This is a genomic window from Streptomyces olindensis (assembly GCF_040645895.1).
In the GTDB taxonomy this organism is placed as follows: domain Bacteria; phylum Actinomycetota; class Actinomycetes; order Streptomycetales; family Streptomycetaceae; genus Streptomyces; species Streptomyces olindensis.
Genome location: NZ_JBEYZD010000004.1, coordinates 116159 through 134965, shown reverse-complemented (window position 1 = coordinate 134965; position 18807 = coordinate 116159). Strand labels below are relative to the sequence as shown.

The following is an 18807-nucleotide window of genomic DNA, read 5'->3' as shown; positions in this document are numbered from 1 at the left end:
CCTAAGAAATGGCAAAGGTGGGTAGGGGCCGGAGTGTCATGAAACCGAGCCGCCTCGTCAGGGTGGCCGTGGCCGCCACGGTCGCCGCGGGCCTGGCCCTCGCCGGGTGCGGTGACACCGATCCGCCCGGTGGCGAGGAGCGGGCCGATCTCCGCGTGCTCGCGATGGACGCGTCCCAGATGCAGAACCTGAAGAAGCTCACCAAGGAGCACTTCACGGCGGAGACGGGCATCACCGTCGACTACACGCTGCTGCCGGAGAACGAGGCGCGGGAGCGGATGAACCGCGAGTTCGCGACCCAGGCGGGGAACTACGACGTGGCGAGCCTCAGCGCGTACGAGGTGCCGATCTACTCGGACCAGGGCTGGCTCGCCCCGCTGGACTCCTATGTGAAGGCGGACGAGGACTTCGACCAGGGCGACGTCTTCCCCAACCTGGTGGCGTCGCTGACCGGGAAGGACGGCAGGCTCTACGCCGAGCCCTTCTACGGCGAGGGTTCCTTCCTGATGTACCGCAAGGACCTCTTCCGCAAGGACGGGCTGACCATGCCGCCGAACCCGACCTGGCAGCAGGTCGCCGACCTCGCCGCCCGGGTCGACGGCACCGACGGCGCGAGCGGCATCTGCCTGCGCGGCCTGCCCGGCTGGGGGCAGAACCTCGCCCCGATCAACACGGTCGTCAACACCTTCGGCGGCGCCTGGTACGACATGGACTGGAACGCCCGCCTCGACTCACCGGAGTTCAGGCGGGCCGTCGCGTTCTACGTCGACCTGCTGCGCTCCCACGGCCAGCCCGGCGCCGAGCGGATGGGCGTGCTGGAGATCCTCGACAGCTTCGTCGCGGGCGAGTGCGCCATGATGTACGACGCCACGTCGCTGGCCTCTTCGGTCGAGGCCGACGGTTCCGCGGTCAAGGGCAAGGTGGGCTACGTCCCGGCCCCGCACGACCGGACCGAGAAGGCCGGCTGGCTCTGGACCTGGGCGTGGGGCATCCAGCAGGCCTCCGAAAACAAGGACGCCGCCTGGGAGTTCATCTCCTGGGCCTCCTCCAAGGAGTACCAGGAGCAGGTCGGCCAGGAGCTGGGCTGGACGGCGGCGCCCGCCGGGAACCGCAAGTCGCTCTACGCCAACCCGGAGTACCAGCAGGCGGCGGCCGCCTGGTACCGGCAGGAGTACACGGCGGCGACGGACTCCGCCGACCCGAGGAACCCCGGCGTCGCGCCCCGCCCCTACACCGGCATCGGCTTCGTGGGCATCCCCGAGTTCGCCGTGCTCGGCACGGCGGTCTCCCAGCAGATCGCCGCGGCCATCGCCGGCCATCAGTCGGTGGACACGGCCCTGGACAAGTCCCAGGACCTCGCCCAGGCAGCGGCGGCGAAGTACCGCGGCGAGTGAACCCGCGCCGGCCCGACCATCCCCGCCGAGCGCCCGTCACCGACGCCCGGTGAGCCCCCACACCCCGGCAGGGACCGGATCCCCGTCCGCTGGGGGAACCCTGTGTTCTGCCTGAGCCCTGGCGATGACCTGCCCGGAACGGCGCGGGCCGCGCCCCCGGTCACCCGGGAACGCGGCCCTCGAACTGCCGTGAACTGCTGTGACTGCCCTGCCGGACCGCTTACTTGCGGATCAGGCTGCGCAGCACGTACTGCATGATGCCGCCGTTGCGGTAGTAGTCCGCCTCACCCGGGGTGTCGATGCGGACGACCGCGTCGAACTCGACGCCGGTGTCGGTGGTGACCTTCACCGTGCGCGGGGTGGTGCCGTCGTTGAGCTCGGTGACGCCGGAGATGGAGAAGGTCTCCTCACCGGTCAGGCCGAGGGACGCCGCGGACTGGCCCTCCGGGAACTGCAGCGGCAGGACGCCCATGCCGATGAGGTTCGAGCGGTGGATGCGCTCGTACGACTCGGCGATGACGGCCTTGACGCCGAGGAGCGCGGTGCCCTTGGCGGCCCAGTCGCGGGACGAGCCGGAGCCGTACTCCTTGCCGGCCAGGACGACCAGCGGGATGCCGGCGGCCTGGTAGTTCTGCGAGGCGTCGTAGATGAAGGAGACCGGGCCGCCGTCCTGCGTGAAGTCGCGGGTGTAGCCGCCCTCGGTGCCCGGCGCGATCTGGTTGCGCAGGCGGATGTTGGCGAACGTGCCGCGGATCATGACCTCGTGGTTGCCGCGGCGCGAGCCGTAGCTGTTGAAGTCGCGGCGCTCGACGCCGTGCTCCGTGAGGTACTTGCCGGCCGGGGTGTCGGCCTTGATGGCACCGGCCGGGGAGATGTGGTCCGTGGTGACCGAGTCGCCCAGCTTGGCGAGCACCCGGGCGCCGGAGATGTCGGAGACCGGGGTGGTCTCCATCGTCATGCCCTCGAAGTACGGGGGCTTGCGCACGTAGGTCGACTCGGCGTCCCACTCGAAGGTGTTGCCGGTCGGGATAGGCAGGGCCTGCCACTGGGCGTCGCCCGCGAAGACGTCCGCGTAGGACTTGGAGAACATGTCCTCGCCGATGGCGTTGGCGACGACGTCGTTGACCTCGGCCTCGGAGGGCCAGATGTCCTTCAGGAAGACCGGGTTGCCGTCCTGGTCGGTGCCCAGGGCGTCCTTGGTGATGTCCACCTTCATGGAGCCCGCGATGGCGTACGCGACGACCAGCGGCGGGGACGCCAGGTAGTTCATCTTGACGTCGGGGTTGATGCGGCCCTCGAAGTTCCGGTTGCCGGAGAGGACCGAGGTGACCGCGAGGTCGTGGTCGTTGACGGCCTGGGAGACCTCCTCCGGCAGCGGGCCGGAGTTGCCGATGCAGGTGGTGCAGCCGTAGCCGACGAGGTTGAAGCCGACCTTGTCGAGGTACGGGGTCAGGCCCGCCTTCTCGAAGTAGTCGGTGACGACCTTGGAGCCCGGGGCGAGGGTGGTCTTGACCCACGGCTTGCGGGTCAGGCCCTTCTCCACCGCCTTCTTGGCCACCAGGGCGGCGGCGACCATGACGTACGGGTTGGAGGTGTTGGTGCAGGAGGTGATGGCCGCGACCGTCACCGCGCCGTGGTCGATCTCGTAGGAGGTGCCGTCGGGGGCGGTCACGGTGACCGGGTTGGACGGGGCGCCGTTCGGGATCGTCGACGGGGCGTCGGAGCCCGGGAAGGACTCCTTGCTGGCCTCGTACTCGTCGTTGACGTACGTGCGGACGTCCTGCTTGAACTGCTCGGCGGCGTTCGCGAGGACGATGCGGTCCTGCGGGCGCTTCGGGCCGGCGATGGAGGGGACGACCGTCGACAGGTCGAGCTCCAGCTTCTCGGAGAAGTCCGGCTCGGCCTTCGGGTCCAGCCAGAGGCCCTGCTCCTTGGCGTACGCCTCGACCAGCGCGAGCTGCTGCTCGCTGCGGCCGGTGAGCCGCATGTAGTTGATCGTTTCGTCGTCGATCGGGAAGATCGCGGCGGTGGAGCCGAACTCCGGCGACATGTTGCCGATGGTGGCGCGGTTGGCGAGGCTCGTGGCGGCGACGCCCTCGCCGTAGAACTCGACGAACTTGCCGACGACGCCGTGCTTGCGGAGCATCTCGGTGATGGTGAGCACCAGGTCGGTGGCGGTGGTGCCGGGCGTGAGCTCGCCGGTGAGCTTGAAGCCGACGACGCGCGGGATGAGCATGGAGACCGGCTGGCCGAGCATGGCGGCCTCGGCCTCGATGCCGCCGACGCCCCAGCCGAGGACGCCGAGGCCGTTGACCATGGTGGTGTGCGAGTCGGTGCCGACCAGGGTGTCGGGGTACGCCTTGCCGTCGCGGACCATGACGACACGGGCCAGGTGCTCGATGTTCACCTGGTGGACGATGCCGGTGCCGGGCGGGACGACCTTGAACTCGTCGAAGGCGGTCTGGCCCCAGCGCAGGAACTGGTAGCGCTCCTTGTTGCGGCCGTACTCCAGGTCGACGTTCTGCTTGAAGGCGTCGTTCGTGCCGAACTTGTCGGCGATGACGGAGTGGTCGATGACCAGCTCGGCCGGCGCCAGCGGGTTGATCTTGGCCGGGTCGCCGCCCAGCTCCTTGACGGCCTCACGCATGGTCGCGAGGTCCACGACGCAGGGGACGCCGGTGAAGTCCTGCATGATCACGCGGGCCGGCGTGAACTGGATCTCCTGGCTGGGCTGCGCCTGGGAGTCCCAGCCGCCGAGGGCACGGATGTGGTCGGCGGTGATGTTCGCGCCGTCCTCGGTGCGGAGCAGGTTCTCCAGCAGGACCTTGAGGCTGTACGGCAGGCGGGCCGAGCCCTCCACCTTGTCCAGCCGGAAGATCTCGTACGACTCGTCGCCCACCTGCAGCGTGCTGCGGGCGTCGAAGCTGTTCGCCGACACGACAGTCTCCTTCATTGATGTGCGCGTACCACCACGATCCTGCCGCCACGGCATCTCGACCGATCCGCTAAGGTAAGGCTAAGTTAGGTAAGCCTTAGCGGGGTGGCGGCTGCGGTGCTGCTCGGCAGATATCTCGATGTCGAGATAACTCTAGTACACCCGCGGCGGTTGGTCATGCCCCGGCGCCCAGTTGTCCGCCGTCTTGGACCGGCATCACTTCGTCGACTCCAGGATGCGGTCGAGTGTCCGGCGCCCCAGACCGCTCATCGCCGGATTGGTCTCGGCGTAGTACCAGACGAGGCCCATCGCCTGCTCGAAGGCCCAGGCCTTGCCGCGCTCCCACTCCAGATCGTCGCAGGCCAGGGCCTGCCGGAGCACCTCCCGCGGGCCCGGCTGCAACAGGTGCCAGGCGCTGACCAGATCCAGCGCGGGGTCGGCCGGGCCGAAGCCGCCGGTGTCGAGTACGCCGCTGAGCCGGCCTCCCGCGACCAGTACGTTGCCCGGAATCAGGTCACCGTGGCTCATCACGTCGGCGGCCGTGCGCGGCAGCTCCCGGAACCGGCTCCACAGCCGGCGCAGCCGGGGCACGTCGAGCAGCCCCTCGCTCTCCTCGAAGCACTGCGCCATCCAGTCGTCGTGGTGAGCGAGAACGCCGCCACGGTTGTCGCCGCTGAAACGCCGCCCCCGCGTCTCGGCGTGCCGCAGCGCCGCGATGAAGGCCGCGAGGTCCTCGGCGAAGGCGTCCGAACCGCTCGGGTCGGCGTCGAAGGCGACCGTTCCCGGCAGCCACGTCTGGACCGACCACGGCATGGGGTAACCCGCTCCGGGCTTTCCCAGGGCGACGGGTTCCGGCACGGGGAACCGGGAGACCTGCGCCAGCTCCGCGCTCGCCCGGGCTTCCCGTTCCAGGACCGCCAGCGCCTCCGCGGCATCGGCCGGACGCAGCGGGAAACGCGCGGAGAGGTCGTCCCCGATGCGGAATATGGCGTGGACCGTCCCCGTCGACGACAGGAATCGGATCGGCATGCCGCTCCACTGCGGGAACTGTTCCCGGATCAAGGCCGCAACGATGTCGGTGGTCACGTCCACTTGGTCATCGTGCATGGTCAATTTCGCAGGCCCTTCCACTAGCCCAGTCCGACGGCCCAGTCCGAAACGGCGGAAGCGATCCAGATCATCTGAGACGACAGCCAGTATTCAGGCGCCGGGTTCCGGATCAACTGAGTTTTGCCCTGGGACCTGCCGCACTGATGCCCGGAAGCATCGGCCGCCGCCTCCCGGGTATCCGAACCAGATATCCACGCACGACGGAGAGGAGGCAGGCATGCCGCTCACGTTCCGCAAGAGTTTCCGGATCCTTCCGGGGGTGCGGCTGAACATCAACAAGCGCTCCTGGTCCATCACCACCGGCGGCGGAAAGAACGGCCCGCGATACACCCGCAGCAGCACGGGACGTCGTACGACATCGATGGATTTGCCCGGACCTTTCGGGTGGCGTCGTACGCGTACCGCCAGGCGTCATTGACACCCCGTCACCCGAACGGACCCCCCGTCGGGCGGCATCTCATATCTGAGATAACCTCAACCCCATGGCAGACGACTACCTCGTACGCATCGGCAAGCTCATCCGCGACGCCCGGCAGCACCGGGGCTGGACCCAGTCGCAGCTGGCCGAGGCGCTCGGTACCAGCCAGAGCGCCGTCAACCGGATCGAGCGCGGCAACCAGAACATCAGCCTTGAGATGATCGCGCGCATCGGGGAGGCCCTCGACAGCGAGATCGTGTCCCTCGGCTATGCCGGTCCGATGCATCTGCGGGTGGTCGGCGGGCGCCGGCTGTCCGGTGCCATCGACGTGAAGACGAGCAAGAACGCGTGCGTGGCGCTGCTGTGCGCCTCACTGCTCAACCAGGGGCGCACGGTGCTGCGTCGCGTCGCCCGCATCGAGGAGGTGTACCGGCTCCTGGAGGTGCTGGGCTCCATCGGCGTGCGCACCCGGTGGATCAACGACGGTGTCGACCTGGAGATCGTGCCGTCGGCCGAGCTGGACCTCGCGGCGATCGACGCGGACGCGGCCCGCCGCACCCGCTCGATCATCATGTTCCTCGGCCCGCTGCTGCACCGCATGGACCACTTCAAGCTGCCCTACGCCGGCGGCTGCGACCTCGGCACGCGCACCGTCGAGCCGCACATGATCGCGCTGCGCCGGTTCGGCCTGGACATCGCCGCCACCGAGGGCCAGTACCACGCCCAGGTGGACCGCTCGGTCAGCCCCGACCGCCCGATCGTCCTGACCGAGCGCGGCGACACGGTCACCGAGAACGCGCTGCTCGCCGCCGCCCGGCACGACGGCATCACGGTCATCCGCAACGCCTCCTCCAACTACATGGTCCAGGACCTCTGTTTCTTCCTGGAGGCGCTCGGCGTCAAGGTCGATGGCATCGGCACCACCACGCTCACCGTGCACGGCGTGCCGACCATCGACGTCGACGTGGACTACTCCCCCTCCGAGGACCCGGTCGAGGCGATGAGCCTGGTCGCGGCGGCGGTGGTCACCGAGTCGGAGCTGACGGTGCGTCGGGTGCCGATCGAGTTCCTGGAGATCGAGCTGGCGGTCCTGGAGGAGATGGGCCTCGACCACGACCGCACGCCCGAGTACTTCGCGGACAACGGCCGCACGCGGCTGGTGGACCTCACCGTCCGGCCCTCCAAGCTGGAGGCGCCGATCGACAAGATCCACCCCATGCCGTTCCCCGGCCTGAACATCGACAACGTCCCGTTCTTCGCGGCCATCGCGGCCGTCGCCCAGGGCAAGACCCTCATCCACGACTGGGTCTACGACAACCGCGCGATCTACCTCACCGACCTGAACCGCCTCGGCGGCCGCCTCCAGCTCCTCGACCCCCACCGGGTCCTGGTGGAGGGCCCGACCCGCTGGCGCGCCGCCGAGATGATGTGCCCGCCGGCCCTGCGCCCCGCGGTGGTCGTCCTGCTGGCGATGATGGCGGCCGACGGCACGTCGGTGCTGCGCAACGTGTATGTCATCAACCGGGGTTACGAGGACCTGGCGGAGCGGCTGAACTCCATCGGGGCGCAGATCGAGACGTTCCGGGACATCTGACCGGCGGGTGCTGCCGCACGCCGCCCGACCTGCACGCCTGCGGGTCTGGACGGCGTGCGGCGGCAGCTTGATCCGACCTACACCGCGCCCAGCCCCCGGGTGCCGGTTCACCACCCAAGTCTCCGCCCTGACCTGCCAGTTCGCCCGTCCGGACCCGCCACGGCGAGACCAATCGCGTCCGGACCATTGACGCACCGACCGGGCTCCGCCTCATAATCGGGCACCCGATGTCATCGATGACACAAGTCAACGATGACACCCCAGGGCGGCGGCGTGGACGTCGCCGTCCGCCTGGGATGTCACTTTCGGTCCGCCCGCGCCGGGCCGCAGTCAGTGCTGCGCCGACGGGCCGCGGGACTAGGAGACACCATGAGCTCTGCACGCGTATCCCGGCATGCCCGCATACGGATGATGGCGGCGGTGGCGACCGTCTGCGCCCTGTCGGCAGCCCCGCCGGCCCCCCAGGCAGTCGCCGCCGACACCCCGGCGCACACCGAGACCTACAGACCCCAGTTCCACTTCACTCCGCAGAAGAACTGGATGAACGACCCCAACGGCCTCGTCTACTACAAGGGCGAATACCACCTGTTCTACCAGTACAACCCCAACGGCAACTCCTGGGGCGACATGTCCTGGGGACACGCGGTGAGCAAGGACCTCGTGCACTGGGACGAGTTGCCGCTCGCCCTGTCGCACGACGACGAGGAGATGGTGTTCTCCGGCAGCGCGGTCGTCGACTGGGACAACACCACCGGTTTTGGCACGAAGAAGAACCCGCCCATGGTGGCGATCTACACCAGCGCCTACAAGGACAGCGGCAAGCAGGCCCAGTCGCTCGCCTACAGCACCGACCGAGGACGCACCTGGACCAAGTACCAGGGCAATCCGGTCATCGACCTCGGCTCCAAGGACTTCCGCGACCCCAAGGTCCAGTGGTACGCGCCGGCCAGGAGCTGGCTGATGACCGTGTCGCTGTCCGCCGAGCGCAAGGTGCAGTTCTACTCGTCGAAGAACCTCAAGGACTGGGACCTGCTCAGCGAGTTCGGGCCGGCCGGTGCGACAGGCGGCGTGTGGGAGTGCCCGGATCTGTTCCCCCTCGCGGTCGACGGCGACAAGAACAACGTCAAGTGGGTGCTGGTCGTCAACATCAACCCCGGTGGCATCGCGGGCGGTTCGGCCGCCCAGTACTTCGTCGGCGACTTCGACGGCAAGAAGTTCACCGCCGACGACAAGGGCACCTACACCCCGCCCACCGGCACGGTGATGCAGGACTTCGAGGGCACCGACTTCGGTGAGTGGACGACGACCGGCACCGCGTTCGGCCAGGAACCGGCAGCCGGGGCGGTGGACGGGCAGGGAGCCGTCGCCGGCTTCGAGGGCAAGGGCCTCGCCAACAGCTTCCACGGAGGCGACGGCACCACCGGCACCCTCACCTCCCCCGCCTTCACCGTGGACAGCCCCTACCTGAACTTCAAGATCGGCGGCGGGCGGCATCCGCACGAGGCCGGCACCGTTCTGAACGGCACTCCGCCCGACGGCACGGTCCTCGCCGACTTCGAAGGCGGAACGTACGGCGACTGGACGGCGACCGGGGACGCCTTCGGCACCGCTCCGGCCACCGGCACCCTCCCCGGCCAGCAGGGTGTTTCCGGCTTCCTGGGGAACGGCCTGGTCAACACCTTCCTGAACGGTGACTCCACCACCGGCACCCTCACCTCGCCCGAGTTCACCCTCGACAAGAAGCACATCAACTTCCTCATCGGCGGCGGCAACCATCCCGCGGGCTCCCCCGCCCCCACCGTCGTCGAACTCGTCGTGGACGGCCGGGTCGTCCGCAGCGCCACCGGAAAGGACACCGAAGCGCTCAACTGGGCCTCCTGGGACGTCAGCGACCTCGCCGGCAAGAAGGCCCGGATCAAGATCGTCGACGACAACACCGGCGGCTGGGGCCACCTCAACGTCGACCACATCGTCATGTCCGACACACAGGCCCAGCGCGTCTCCCAGGAGACTTCGGTCAACCTGATCGTCGACGGCCAGGTCGTCCGCAGCGCCACCGGCGCCGACAGCGAGACCCTGGACTGGGCGTCCTTCGACATGCGCCCTTACATCGGCAAGAAGGCGCGCGTCCAGGTCGTCGACATGAACACCGGCGGCTGGGGCCACGTCCTGGCCGACCGGTTCACCGCCGCCGAGAAGCCCGCCAAGTCCGTCCTGCAGCGCGCCGACTGGGCCGACTACGGCAAGGACTACTACGCGGCGGTGTCCTGGGAGAACGCGCCGGGCGGCAGGCGGTACATGATCGGCTGGATGAACAACTGGGACTATGGCGGCGCCATCCCCACCTCCCCCTGGCGCGGCGCCCAGAGCGTTCCGAGGGAGATGGCCCTGCGCACCGTCGACGGTCAGGTCCGGCTGACGAGCAAGCCGGTGGGCAGCCTGGAGTCCCTCCGGGGCAACCGCCCGGCCACCGCGTCCGCCATCACCGTCGAGAACACCTCCAGGTCCCTGACCGGCCGCGGGGCCGAGGGCAAGGCACTCGACATCGAGGCGACCTTCTCCCTCGGGGACGCCGACCGCCTGGGCCTGAAGGTCCGCACCGGCGCGGGCGGCGAGGAGACCGTCATCGGCTACGACAGCACGACCCAGGAGCTGTACGTCGACCGCACCCGCTCCGGCGCCGGGGACTTCAACAGCACCTTCCCCGGAGTGCAGACAGCTCCCCTGAAGGCCAAGGACGGCAAGGTCAAACTGCGCGTCCTCGTGGACTGGTCGTCCGTCGAGGTCTTCGGCGGCGACGGCGAGGCCGTGATCACCGACCAGATCTTCCCCGACCCCTCCAGCACCGGCGTCGAGGTCTTCGCCGAAGGCGGCACCACCACCCTCGACCACCTGCAGGCCTGGCAGCTGAAGTCCATCTGGCGGTGACGCCCTCCGGGGGCCGCCGCCGAGCCCCGCTCCGCCGCACCGGTCAGGCGCGTCGGAGCGGGGCCGGCCCTTGCACGTCGGTCGGTCGCATCACGGCTGCGTGGCCAGCGGATCGAGAAACGTCAGTACGGAGGCGTCCTCCTCGATCAGCGGGGTGAGCGCGGCATTGAACGGGGCGCCGTACGGGGCGGCCAGATGCGCCTTGAAGGCGTCCTCGTCCCGGTAGACCTCGAAGATCCAGAAGGCGCGCGGGCTGGCCGCCTTGGTGTAGACGTCGAAGGCCAGGTTGCCTTCCTCTTCGCGCACTTTCAGGGCGTACTCCTGGATCATGCGGGCGACCTCGCGTTCCGCTCCCTCTCGGGCGGTGAACTCGGCGAGCAGGGTCTTCTTCGTCATGGTTCCGTGTCCTTGTCCGTGGGTGGTTGGACTGAGGTGGGGGATGCGGGGGGTGGAGCCAGGTGGGGGGATGCGGGTGAGTGGGGACGAGGCGCCGGGCGGCGTACGGTCCCGTCAGGCGTCGGCGGCGGTCACCGACCGCGCCAACTGCTCCCGCCAGGGCGGGTTGGGGCCGACGACCGAGCAGGTCAGGGCGGCGACCCGGGCGGCGAACCCGCAGGCTTCCGCCACGTCGTCGAGTCCAAGACCGGCCAGCCGGCCGCCCAGGACTCCGCGTGCCGCGAGGTGGTGCAGCAGCCCGGCGGTGAAGGAGTCCCCCGCTCCCACCGTGTCGACCACCCTCGTCGCGACCGCCGGCACCCGCAGCCGTTCACCATCGAGTGAGGCGAGGGCCCCGTCGGCGCCGAGCGTGATCACGACGAGCCGCACCCCCGCGGCATGCCAGAGGTCGCACGCCTGCTCCGGCGGGGTGCCCGGCAGAAGCAGCTCCAGGTCGTCTTCGCTCAGCCGCAGGATGTCGGCGAGGCCGCACCAGTGCGCGAGCCGGTCCCGGTAGACGCCGGGGTTCACCAGCAGCGGCCGGACATTGGGATCGATGCTGATCGTGGCCCGGGGCGCGGCAGTCGCCAGGAACTCCTCGACCACCGCCGCGCCGGGCCGGCGGACCAGCGCGAGCGACCCGGTGTGCACACAGGCCGTCTCGGACAGGTCCACCCGCGACAGCTCCCCCGGAGCCCACTGCCAGTCGGCCGTGTTCTGGGCGTGGAAGGAGAACACGGCCTGCCCCTGGGCATCCAGCTCCGCCACAGCCAGCGTGCTGGGCTCGGCCGCCGCCACGGCGTACGTCAGGTCCACGCCGGATGCCTCCAGGTGGGTCCGGAAGAGACGGCCGAACACATCACCGGACAGGCGGGCGAGGAAGCGCGCCGGGGTGCCCAGCCGGGCCAGGGCCACCGCCGTGTTGGCGGGCCCCCCGCCCGGCAGCACGCGCAGCGCGAGTTCGTTCGCGGCGGTCGCGGATTCGGCGAAGGCGTCCGCGACGCACTCTCCCAGCACGGTGATCTGGCGCGGGCTCATGGGCTGCTCTTCTCTCCGGACGGACGGGGAAACCGGGCGCTTCGTGACACAGTCACCGACCAGTGCGCGGGGGCGGCGGTCCCGGGCGTTGCCAATTTGTGACGGGCGCAAGGCATTGACGTTGCCCGGACACGGAGTCCATCATCCTCGCCATGCAGTGTCAACGATGACATAAGTCAGCGATGACACCTCGGGGCGGCATGCTCCGAACTCCCGGCCCCGTGCCGCTCGTCATCCCTCAGGAGTGATCATGTCTCGCACCGCTCACCTGTCCTCCTCCCTTCTCAGAGCCGCTGCGGCCACGGGCGTCGTGACCCTCGCTCTGACGGCCTGCGGACCCGGTTCCGGTGCCGGTTCCGCATCGGGTTCTGCCAGCGCCGGTTCGGGCGACGTCAAGGTAGGTCTGATCACCAAGACCGACACCAACCCGTTCTTCGTGAAGATGAAGGAGGGCGCGGAGAAGTCGGCGAAGGCCGAGGGCGTCAAGCTCATGACCGCGGCCGGCAAGTTCGACGGCGACAACGCCGGTCAGGTCACGGCCATCGAGAACATGGTCGCCGCCGGTGTGAAGGGCATCCTGATCACTCCCAGCGACTCCAAGGCGATCGTGCCCGCGATCGAGAAGGCTAAGGCCAAGGGCGTCCTGGTCATCGCCCTGGACACCCCGACCGAACCGGAGAGCGCCGTCGACGCCCTCTTCGCCACCGACAACCTCAAGGCGGGCGAGCTGATCGGCGAGTACGCCAAGGCCGCCATGAAGGGCAAGTCGGCCAAGATAGCCACCCTCGACCTCGCGCCGGGCGTCTCCGTCGGCGTCCAGCGGCACAACGGCTTCCTGAAGGGCTTCGGCGTCGAGGAGGGCGACCCCTCCATCGTCTGCTCCCAGGACACCGCCGGTGACCAGGCCAAGGGCCAGACGGCGATGGAGAACTGCCTCCAGAAGGAGCCCGGCATCAACGTCGTCTACACCATCAACGAGCCCGCCGCGCTCGGCGCGTACACCGCGCTCAAGGCCAAGGGCCGGGAGAAGGACGTCCTGATCGTCTCCGTCGACGGCGGCTGCACCGGCACCCAGGCCGTGAAGGACGGCAAGATCGCCGCGACCTCGCAGCAGTACCCGCTGAAGATGGCCGCCGAAGGCGTCAAGGCCGTGGTGACGTACGCCAAGGACGGCAAGAAGGCGTCCGGGTACACCGACACCGGCGTCACCCTGATCACCGACAAGGCGCAGGACGGGGTCACCTCGAAGGACACCGCCTACGGCCTGGAGAACTGCTGGGGCTGAGCCGGCCCTGAGGACCGTACGAGACAGCCACTCCCCTCAGCGGGGCGGCCGGCCCGGCACCTCCCCGACCCGCGGGGACGGCCGCTCCCTCCCTTGTCCTGGCGACAAGGGATCTCCGTCCTAAGGACTTCGCATGACAGCCACGTCCACACCGCCGAGCACATCCTCACCGTACGCGGAGCTCAAAGCGCCGACGACGGCCCGCAGACTGCTCACGGCACCGACCACGGGCCCTCTGGCCGCCCTCCTCCTGGCCTGCGTCTTCTTCTCCCTGTCCACCGACCAGTTCCTCACCGGCGGGAACTTCTCACTGATCATCCAGCAGGTCATGGTCGTCGGCACCCTCGCCATCGGACAGACCCTGATCATCCTCACCGCGGGCATCGACCTGTCCTGCGGAGCCGTGATGGCCTTCGGCAGCATCGTGATCGCCAAGATGGCGGCCGAGGGCAGCCTGCCACCGCTGGTCGCCATCGCCCTGGGCCTGGTCGTCTGTGGTGGATTCGGCCTGCTCAACGGGGCGTTGGTACAGAAGATCCCGCTGCCGCCGTTCATCGTCACCCTCGGCATGCTCAACGTGGCGTTCGCGCTGACCCACATCTACTCCGAGGAGCAGACGGTCACCAATCTGCCCGGTCCGCTGACCGCGCTCGGGCAGACCTTCCCGCTCGGCTACACCGACGTCACCTACGGCTCCCTGGTCACCATCGCCCTGTTCCTCCTCCTCGCCTACGCGCTGAGCAGCACCGGCTGGGGCCGGCACGTCTACGCGCTGGGCAACAGCCCGGAGGCGGCGCGGCTGAACGGCATCCGCACCTCGCGACTGACCATCGGCGTCTACACCGTGGCGGGACTGCTGTACGGCATCGCCGCTCTCCTGCTCATCTCCCGTACCGGGGTGGGCGATCCGCAGGCGGGGCAGACCGACAACCTCGACAGCATCACCGCCGTGGTCCTCGGCGGCACCAGCCTCTTCGGCGGACGCGGATCGGTCCTCGGCACGTTCATCGGCGTCCTCATCGTCGGCGTCTTCCGCAACGGCCTGCAACTGATGGGGGTCGCCTCCATCTACCAGACCCTCATCACCGGCGTCCTGGTGATCCTCGCGGTGACCGTCGACCAGATCTCCCGGAAGAAGGCCCGATGACCGCCACCGGCTCCCCCACCCCTGTCCTGCAGGCCCGCGGCCTGATCAAGCGATACGGCCACGTCACGGCCATCGACGGCGCCGACTTCGACCTCATGCCCGGCGAGGTGCTCGCCGTCATCGGCGACAACGGCGCCGGCAAGACCAGCCTGATCAAGGCCCTCACCGGCGCGCTGGTCCCCGACGCGGGCGAGATCCGGCTCAACGGGCAGCCCATCACCTTCTCCGGTCCCCAGAGCGCCCGCGCCCATGGGATCGAGACGGTGTATCAGGACCTCGCCGTCGCCGCCTCCATGGACATCGCCTCCAACATGTTCCTGGGCCGCGAACTGCGTCGGCCCGGGGTGCTCGGCAGTGTCTTCCGCATGCTGGACAAGAAGCGGATGCGTCAGGAGGCCGCCGAGCACATGGCGGATTTGAAGATCGGTCTGCGCTCGCTGACGCAGTCGGTCGAGACGCTCTCGGGCGGGCAGCGGCAGGCCGTGGCGGTCGCCCGGTCGGTGGCCTGGGCGCGCAGTGTGGTCGTCATGGACGAACCCACCGCCGCGCTCGGCGTCAAGGAGTCCGGTCAGGTGCTGGACCTCATCCGCCGGGTCCGTGACAGGGGCATGCCGGTCGTGCTGATCAGCCACAACATGCCGCACGTCTTCGAGATCGCCGACCGGATCCACGTCCACCGGCTGGGCCGGCGTGCCGCCGTGATCAAGCCGTCCGACTACTCCATGGCGGAGGTCGTCGCCATCATGACCGGCGCGCTCACCGTCGACGCGGCGGGAGCTACTGTCGTAGCGGATTCGGAGGCCGCGAAGGCCGCCGGAGTACAGGCCACCTGACAGCACAACACCGCTCTCACTGTTTCCGGCCGAAGGCCGCGGCCGGAACGGAGAGCCTTGAGGAGACGGCTTCCTCCCATGGCAGCGAACCGCCGCCCCACACTGGCCGACGTCGCGCGAGAGGTCGGCGTCAGCGCCAAGACCGTCTCGCGCGTCCTCAACGAAGACGGGCCCGTCTCGGCGCAGACCAGGGAACAGGTACTCGCCGCGGTGGCCAAGCTGGGCTTCCAGCCGAACCTCATGGCACGCAACATGCGTGTCGGCGGCCCGGACACCACCGTCGGGCTGGTCGTGCCCGATCTCGGCAACCCCTTCTTCGCAGCCGTGGCACGGGGCATCGAGGACGGCGTCCGCGAACGCGGACTGATGCTGCTCATGGGCTCGTCCGCGGACGACCCCGACCGCGAACGCGCCCTGACAGCCGAATTCCTCGCCCGGCGCGTCAGCATCCTGATCGTCGTGCCCTCCGTCGGATCTCACCACTCCCACCTCAAGGCCCACCGTACGGCGGGGCTGCCCATCGTCTTCCTCGACCGGCCGGGCGCCGGCCTGCCCACGGACAGCATCGTCAGCTCCAACCGCACGGGGGCCCAGGACGGTGTCACCCACCTGGTCGCCCACGGGCACCGCCGGATCGGATTCGTCGGCGACCTCCCCGTCAAGCTGTACACCCGCCGCGAACGCCTCGCCGGATACCGCGCGGCCCTGCGAGAAGCCGACATCCCCTACGACCGCTCGCTCGTCGCCGACGCCCACGACCAGCAGGGGGCCGAGGCCGCGACCTCGCGACTCCTCGAACTGGCCGATCCCCCCACGGCGTTGTTCGCCGGCAACAACATCATGGCGCTCGGCATAGTCGTCGAACTCGCCCGCAGCAAGCGCAAGGACGTGGCCGTCGTCGCCTTCGACGACGTATCGCTCGCCGAGGCTCTGGAACCGGCCCTGACCGTTGTCGCCCAGGACCCCGAGGAAATCGGCCGCAGCGCCGCTGCCACCGCCCTGGCCCGGCTCGACGGCGACCGCTCCCGGGCCCGCACCATCACCGTTCCCACCCGGCTGATCGTCCGGGGCTCGGGGGAGCGCCCCGGGCCCAGGCCGTAGGAGGCGCGGCGCCGCCGGACGGCGCATCGTCTTGGTCCGGCCAGGACGGTCGGGGGTGCAGGTGTGTGTCCGCCGGAACGGGAAAGTCCGGCATTGTGGACGCGCTTCTGCTGACCTTCGGGCACAGTACCGCCGGCCGGGAGCGGATCGTCGAGATGCTGCGGCACGCCGGTGTCGCGGCCGTCGTCGACGTGCGCACCGCTCCCGGCAGCCGCCGCGACCCCGATCTGGCGCGGCGGCGGCTCGCCGAGTGGCTGCCGGGCGGCGGCATCGCCTACCGGTGGGAGCCCGCCCTCGGCGGGTTCCGCACCCCGCCCCCGGACAGCCCGGACGTCGTCTGGCGCAACGCCTCCTTCCGCGGCTACGCCGCCCACACCCGCTCCCCCGGCTTCGTCGCCGCGATGGACCGCCTGCTGCGGGAGGCCGCGGACGCCCGTACGGCCGTGATGTGCAGCGAGGCGGTCTGGTGGCGCTGTCACCGGCGTCTGATCGCCGACTTCGCGGTGCTCGCCCGCGGCGTACCGGCTCGGCACCTCATGCCCGACGGGCGTCTCGCCGCCCATACGCCGACGCCCGGCGCGCGCCTGCGGGAGGACGGGCTCCTCGTGTACGACGACCTCGGCGGCGGCACCGGGCCGGACGGCGGCTGAGGGCTCAGTACAGCCGGTTCACGGCCGTCACGGTCGTCTTCTTGAAGTCGGCCACCTGGGCGTGCTGGAAGGTGCCCATCTGGCTCCACCGGACGATCGTCACGGTCGTGCCGTCACGGCCGACCGAGAACAGGTTGATGTCGGAGGAGCCCCACGCCGAGTCGGTGTGGAGGCCGTAGACGTGGGCGCCCTCCTCGACGTTCAGCCGGCCGTAGTGCTTCCCCGTGGCCGTCAGGTCGGGGTCCTTCTGCATGAGCTTCTTCGCGCAGCCGGCGAGGTCGCGGCGGAGCAGGGCCGCGAACTCCTCGGCCCGGCGTTCGCTGCGCTCCACGACGGTGATCTGCTGGGCGCTGGTGTCGAACTCGGTCCCGTACGAGCGGTGCGTGGCGATGGACGGCAGCGCCTCGCCCACGCAGACGGGCAGCGGGTCGGGCTGACCGGCGGTGACGGGGCCGCCGTACCAGGACGAGGCCGGGTGCGGCGGCAGGTCGGCCGGCTCCAGGAACCGGGGTTCGGCGGAGGCCGGCGCGGTGGTCGCGGCGGCGGCCGGGACGGCGAACGCGGCGACACCGGCCGCGGCGGCCAGCGCGGCGACGGTGGCACGGATGCCTCGGGTGCTTCGGGTGCTTCGGGTGCTTCGGGCACGAGCGTGCATGGTGTTTTCCCCCTGATCGACGCGCGGGTCGGCGCGGTTTCGGTCTCTGCACGTCGTACGACCCGTCACCGCCCGTATGCGTTGCCCTGTGCGCCTGCTACGGATCCGTCCCGAATGTCACCGGCCGGCTACAGGGGGTCGAGGCCCTCCCCGAGGGCGGCGATCGCGGCCGGGCCGTGCCCCGCGGCCAGCAGCGGCGCGCGGATGTCCCGGTCCAGGTCGGGGACGTAGCCGATCAGGAGGTCGGCGGGGCCCTGGACCCGGACCTCGCCGAGGGCGGCGGGCAGGAGGAGGGTGCGGGCGCGGTCCAGGCGGCCGGTCCAGGGTCCGCAGGTGACGGTCACGGGGGCGCCCGCGTTGGTGAGGATCCGCGCCGTGGAGAAGGTGTACGCCAGAGGAGCCGTGGTGCCGGCCGTCCAGCGTTCCAGGGCGAAGTAGGGGCCCGCGCTCAGGACCGTGCGCCGTACCCCGTCGTCGACGCCGACGCTCAGGCCCGGGTGGAACTCGGGGCGGTGCTCGGGGCGCCACTCGTCGAGAAGGCTCGCCAGGTTCGCGTGCCACTCCGCGTCGGGGACCGGCGAGCCGTCCTCCATGTGGCTGCGCATGGCGTGCTGCTGGATGTCGGAGGTCTGCTCGATCTCGTAGACGAGGGTGCCGGGACCGAAGCTGTGCAGGGTGCCGCCGGGGACGTAGACGGTCTCGCCCGCCCGGACCGGCAGGCGGCGCATGACGGCGTCGAAGTCCTGTGCGAGCAGCGCGCGGTGCAGGCCGGCGCGGTCGACGCCGGGGCGGACGCCCACCAGGGCGGTGGCTCCCGGGGCGGCGTCCAGGACGTGCCAGGCCTCGGTCTTGCCGTGGGGTTCGCCCTCCAGGCGCCGGGCGGTGGGGTCGTCGGCGTGCAGGTGGACCGGGAGCGGGCCGTGGCCGTCGATGAACTTGGTGAGGAGCGGGAAACGGGGGCCGGGGGTGAGGCCGGGCCCCAGCAGGTCCTCGGGGTGCTCCGCCATGATCTGCCGGAGGGTGCGCCCGGCCAGGGGGCCGTCGAGGACGGTCGAGGCGTCGCCGTCGACGTCGCTCACCTCCCAGGTCTCGGCGACGGGGCCGTCGGGCAGGCCGGTGCGGCCCAGCCGCTCGGCGATGGCCCGCCCGCCGAAGACGTGCTGCTTCACGGGGGTGGTGAGCCGCAGCGGGTGCCAGTCCACGTCCCTCCTCGTCCGGGGCCGGATCAGTGGCGCCGGGTCCTCGGTGCCGGTTCCCCGGGGTACCCCTGGGACGGGAGGCGCA

At 70.1% G+C, this 18807-nt stretch carries 15 protein-coding genes; 9 read left to right on the top strand and 6 right to left on the bottom strand.

Annotation, left to right across the window (positions count from 1 at the left end):
- Positions 1 to 38: 38 nt before the first annotated feature.
- Positions 39 to 1394, top strand: coding sequence for an ABC transporter substrate-binding protein (locus ABZ948_RS03680; protein WP_359756893.1), 1356 nt, complete (start codon positions 39 to 41; stop codon positions 1392 to 1394).
- A gap of 220 nt (positions 1395 to 1614) precedes the next feature.
- Here the strand turns inward: ABZ948_RS03680 and acnA are convergent, their stop codons facing one another.
- Together acnA and ABZ948_RS03670 are read right to left on the bottom strand one after the other, a co-directional pair.
- Positions 1615 to 4332, bottom strand: a complete 2718-nt coding sequence (gene acnA, locus ABZ948_RS03675) for an aconitate hydratase AcnA (RefSeq protein WP_359756891.1) — start codon at positions 4330 to 4332, stop codon at positions 1615 to 1617.
- A 213-nt stretch (positions 4333 to 4545) separates the two neighbouring features.
- Positions 4546 to 5436 (bottom strand): aminoglycoside phosphotransferase family protein, encoded by an 891-nt coding sequence (locus ABZ948_RS03670; protein WP_359756890.1) that lies wholly within the window; start codon positions 5434 to 5436, stop codon positions 4546 to 4548.
- Positions 5437 to 5656: 220 nt separating this feature from the next.
- Between ABZ948_RS03670 and ABZ948_RS03665 the strand changes: the two genes are divergently transcribed.
- The 3 genes from ABZ948_RS03665 (at position 5657) to ABZ948_RS03655 (ending at position 10379) form a co-directional block, all read left to right on the top strand.
- Positions 5657 to 5857: a DUF4236 domain-containing protein gene (locus ABZ948_RS03665; protein ID WP_078650671.1), complete on the top strand. Its 201-nt coding sequence runs from the start codon at positions 5657 to 5659 to the stop codon at positions 5855 to 5857.
- A 64-nt stretch (positions 5858 to 5921) separates the two neighbouring features.
- Entirely contained in the window at positions 5922 to 7451 is a 1530-nt protein-coding gene (locus ABZ948_RS03660) for a helix-turn-helix domain-containing protein (RefSeq protein WP_359756889.1), read from the top strand.
- A 369-nt stretch (positions 7452 to 7820) separates the two neighbouring features.
- On the top strand, positions 7821 to 10379 hold the full coding sequence (locus ABZ948_RS03655) for a GH32 C-terminal domain-containing protein (RefSeq protein WP_359756887.1): 2559 nt from the start codon (positions 7821 to 7823) through the stop codon (positions 10377 to 10379).
- 90 nt (positions 10380 to 10469) lie between these two features.
- Here the strand turns inward: ABZ948_RS03655 and ABZ948_RS03650 are convergent, their stop codons facing one another.
- Positions 10470 to 10775, bottom strand: a complete 306-nt coding sequence (locus tag ABZ948_RS03650; protein ID WP_359756886.1) for a putative quinol monooxygenase — start codon at positions 10773 to 10775, stop codon at positions 10470 to 10472.
- 114 nt (positions 10776 to 10889) lie between these two features.
- Positions 10890 to 11852 carry a carbohydrate kinase family protein gene (locus ABZ948_RS03645; protein ID WP_359756884.1) on the bottom strand — a complete coding sequence of 321 codons (963 nt, stop codon included), beginning with the start codon at positions 11850 to 11852 and terminating at the stop codon, positions 10890 to 10892.
- Between the two features lie 250 nt (positions 11853 to 12102).
- Here ABZ948_RS03645 and ABZ948_RS03640 point away from each other — a divergent pair, with 250 nt between their 5' ends.
- The 5 genes from ABZ948_RS03640 (at position 12103) to ABZ948_RS03620 (ending at position 16868) form a co-directional block, all read left to right on the top strand.
- On the top strand, positions 12103 to 13137 hold the full coding sequence (locus ABZ948_RS03640; RefSeq protein WP_359756882.1) for a sugar ABC transporter substrate-binding protein: 1035 nt from the start codon (positions 12103 to 12105) through the stop codon (positions 13135 to 13137).
- A 133-nt stretch (positions 13138 to 13270) separates the two neighbouring features.
- Complete coding sequence (locus tag ABZ948_RS03635; RefSeq protein WP_359756880.1) at positions 13271 to 14284, top strand: ABC transporter permease; 1014 nt, start codon at positions 13271 to 13273, stop codon at positions 14282 to 14284.
- Positions 14281 to 15117, top strand: a complete 837-nt coding sequence (locus ABZ948_RS03630) for an ATP-binding cassette domain-containing protein (protein ID WP_359756878.1) — start codon at positions 14281 to 14283, stop codon at positions 15115 to 15117. Before ABZ948_RS03635 ends, ABZ948_RS03630 begins: the two co-directional genes overlap by 4 nt.
- Positions 15118 to 15195: 78 nt before the next feature.
- Entirely contained in the window at positions 15196 to 16218 is a 1023-nt protein-coding gene (locus tag ABZ948_RS03625) for a LacI family DNA-binding transcriptional regulator (RefSeq protein WP_359756877.1), read from the top strand.
- 95 nt (positions 16219 to 16313) lie between these two features.
- On the top strand, positions 16314 to 16868 hold the full coding sequence (locus ABZ948_RS03620; RefSeq protein ID WP_359756876.1) for a DUF488 domain-containing protein: 555 nt from the start codon (positions 16314 to 16316) through the stop codon (positions 16866 to 16868).
- A gap of 4 nt (positions 16869 to 16872) precedes the next feature.
- Here ABZ948_RS03620 and ABZ948_RS03615 read toward each other — a convergent pair whose 3' ends face one another.
- Both ABZ948_RS03615 and ABZ948_RS03610 read right to left on the bottom strand, forming a co-directional pair.
- Entirely contained in the window at positions 16873 to 17523 is a 651-nt protein-coding gene (locus tag ABZ948_RS03615) for a hypothetical protein (RefSeq protein ID WP_359756875.1), read from the bottom strand.
- A gap of 128 nt (positions 17524 to 17651) precedes the next feature.
- Entirely contained in the window at positions 17652 to 18725 is a 1074-nt protein-coding gene (locus tag ABZ948_RS03610) for a type I phosphomannose isomerase catalytic subunit (protein WP_359756873.1), read from the bottom strand.
- Positions 18726 to 18807 lie beyond the last annotated feature (82 nt).

What these genes read in the sequence shown, in the direction of transcription:
- ABZ948_RS03635 (WP_359756880.1), top strand. Translation starts at nt 13,271, where the DNA reads ATGACAGCCACGTCCACACCGCCGAGCACATCCTCACCGTACGCGGAG.
- ABZ948_RS03650 (WP_359756886.1), bottom strand. Translation starts at nt 10,775, where the DNA reads ATGACGAAGAAGACCCTGCTCGCCGAGTTCACCGCCCGAGAGGGAGCG.
- ABZ948_RS03625 (WP_359756877.1), top strand. Translation starts at nt 15,196, where the DNA reads ATGGCAGCGAACCGCCGCCCCACACTGGCCGACGTCGCGCGAGAGGTC.
- ABZ948_RS03680 (WP_359756893.1), top strand. Translation starts at nt 39, where the DNA reads ATGAAACCGAGCCGCCTCGTCAGGGTGGCCGTGGCCGCCACGGTCGCC.
- ABZ948_RS03645 (WP_359756884.1), bottom strand. Translation starts at nt 11,852, where the DNA reads ATGAGCCCGCGCCAGATCACCGTGCTGGGAGAGTGCGTCGCGGACGCC.
- ABZ948_RS03640 (WP_359756882.1), top strand. Translation starts at nt 12,103, where the DNA reads ATGTCTCGCACCGCTCACCTGTCCTCCTCCCTTCTCAGAGCCGCTGCG.
- ABZ948_RS03630 (WP_359756878.1), top strand. Translation starts at nt 14,281, where the DNA reads ATGACCGCCACCGGCTCCCCCACCCCTGTCCTGCAGGCCCGCGGCCTG.
- ABZ948_RS03670 (WP_359756890.1), bottom strand. Translation starts at nt 5,436, where the DNA reads ATGCACGATGACCAAGTGGACGTGACCACCGACATCGTTGCGGCCTTG.
- ABZ948_RS03655 (WP_359756887.1), top strand. Translation starts at nt 7,821, where the DNA reads ATGAGCTCTGCACGCGTATCCCGGCATGCCCGCATACGGATGATGGCG.
- ABZ948_RS03660 (WP_359756889.1), top strand. Translation starts at nt 5,922, where the DNA reads ATGGCAGACGACTACCTCGTACGCATCGGCAAGCTCATCCGCGACGCC.
- ABZ948_RS03665 (WP_078650671.1), top strand. Translation starts at nt 5,657, where the DNA reads ATGCCGCTCACGTTCCGCAAGAGTTTCCGGATCCTTCCGGGGGTGCGG.
- ABZ948_RS03615 (WP_359756875.1), bottom strand. Translation starts at nt 17,523, where the DNA reads ATGCACGCTCGTGCCCGAAGCACCCGAAGCACCCGAAGCACCCGAGGC.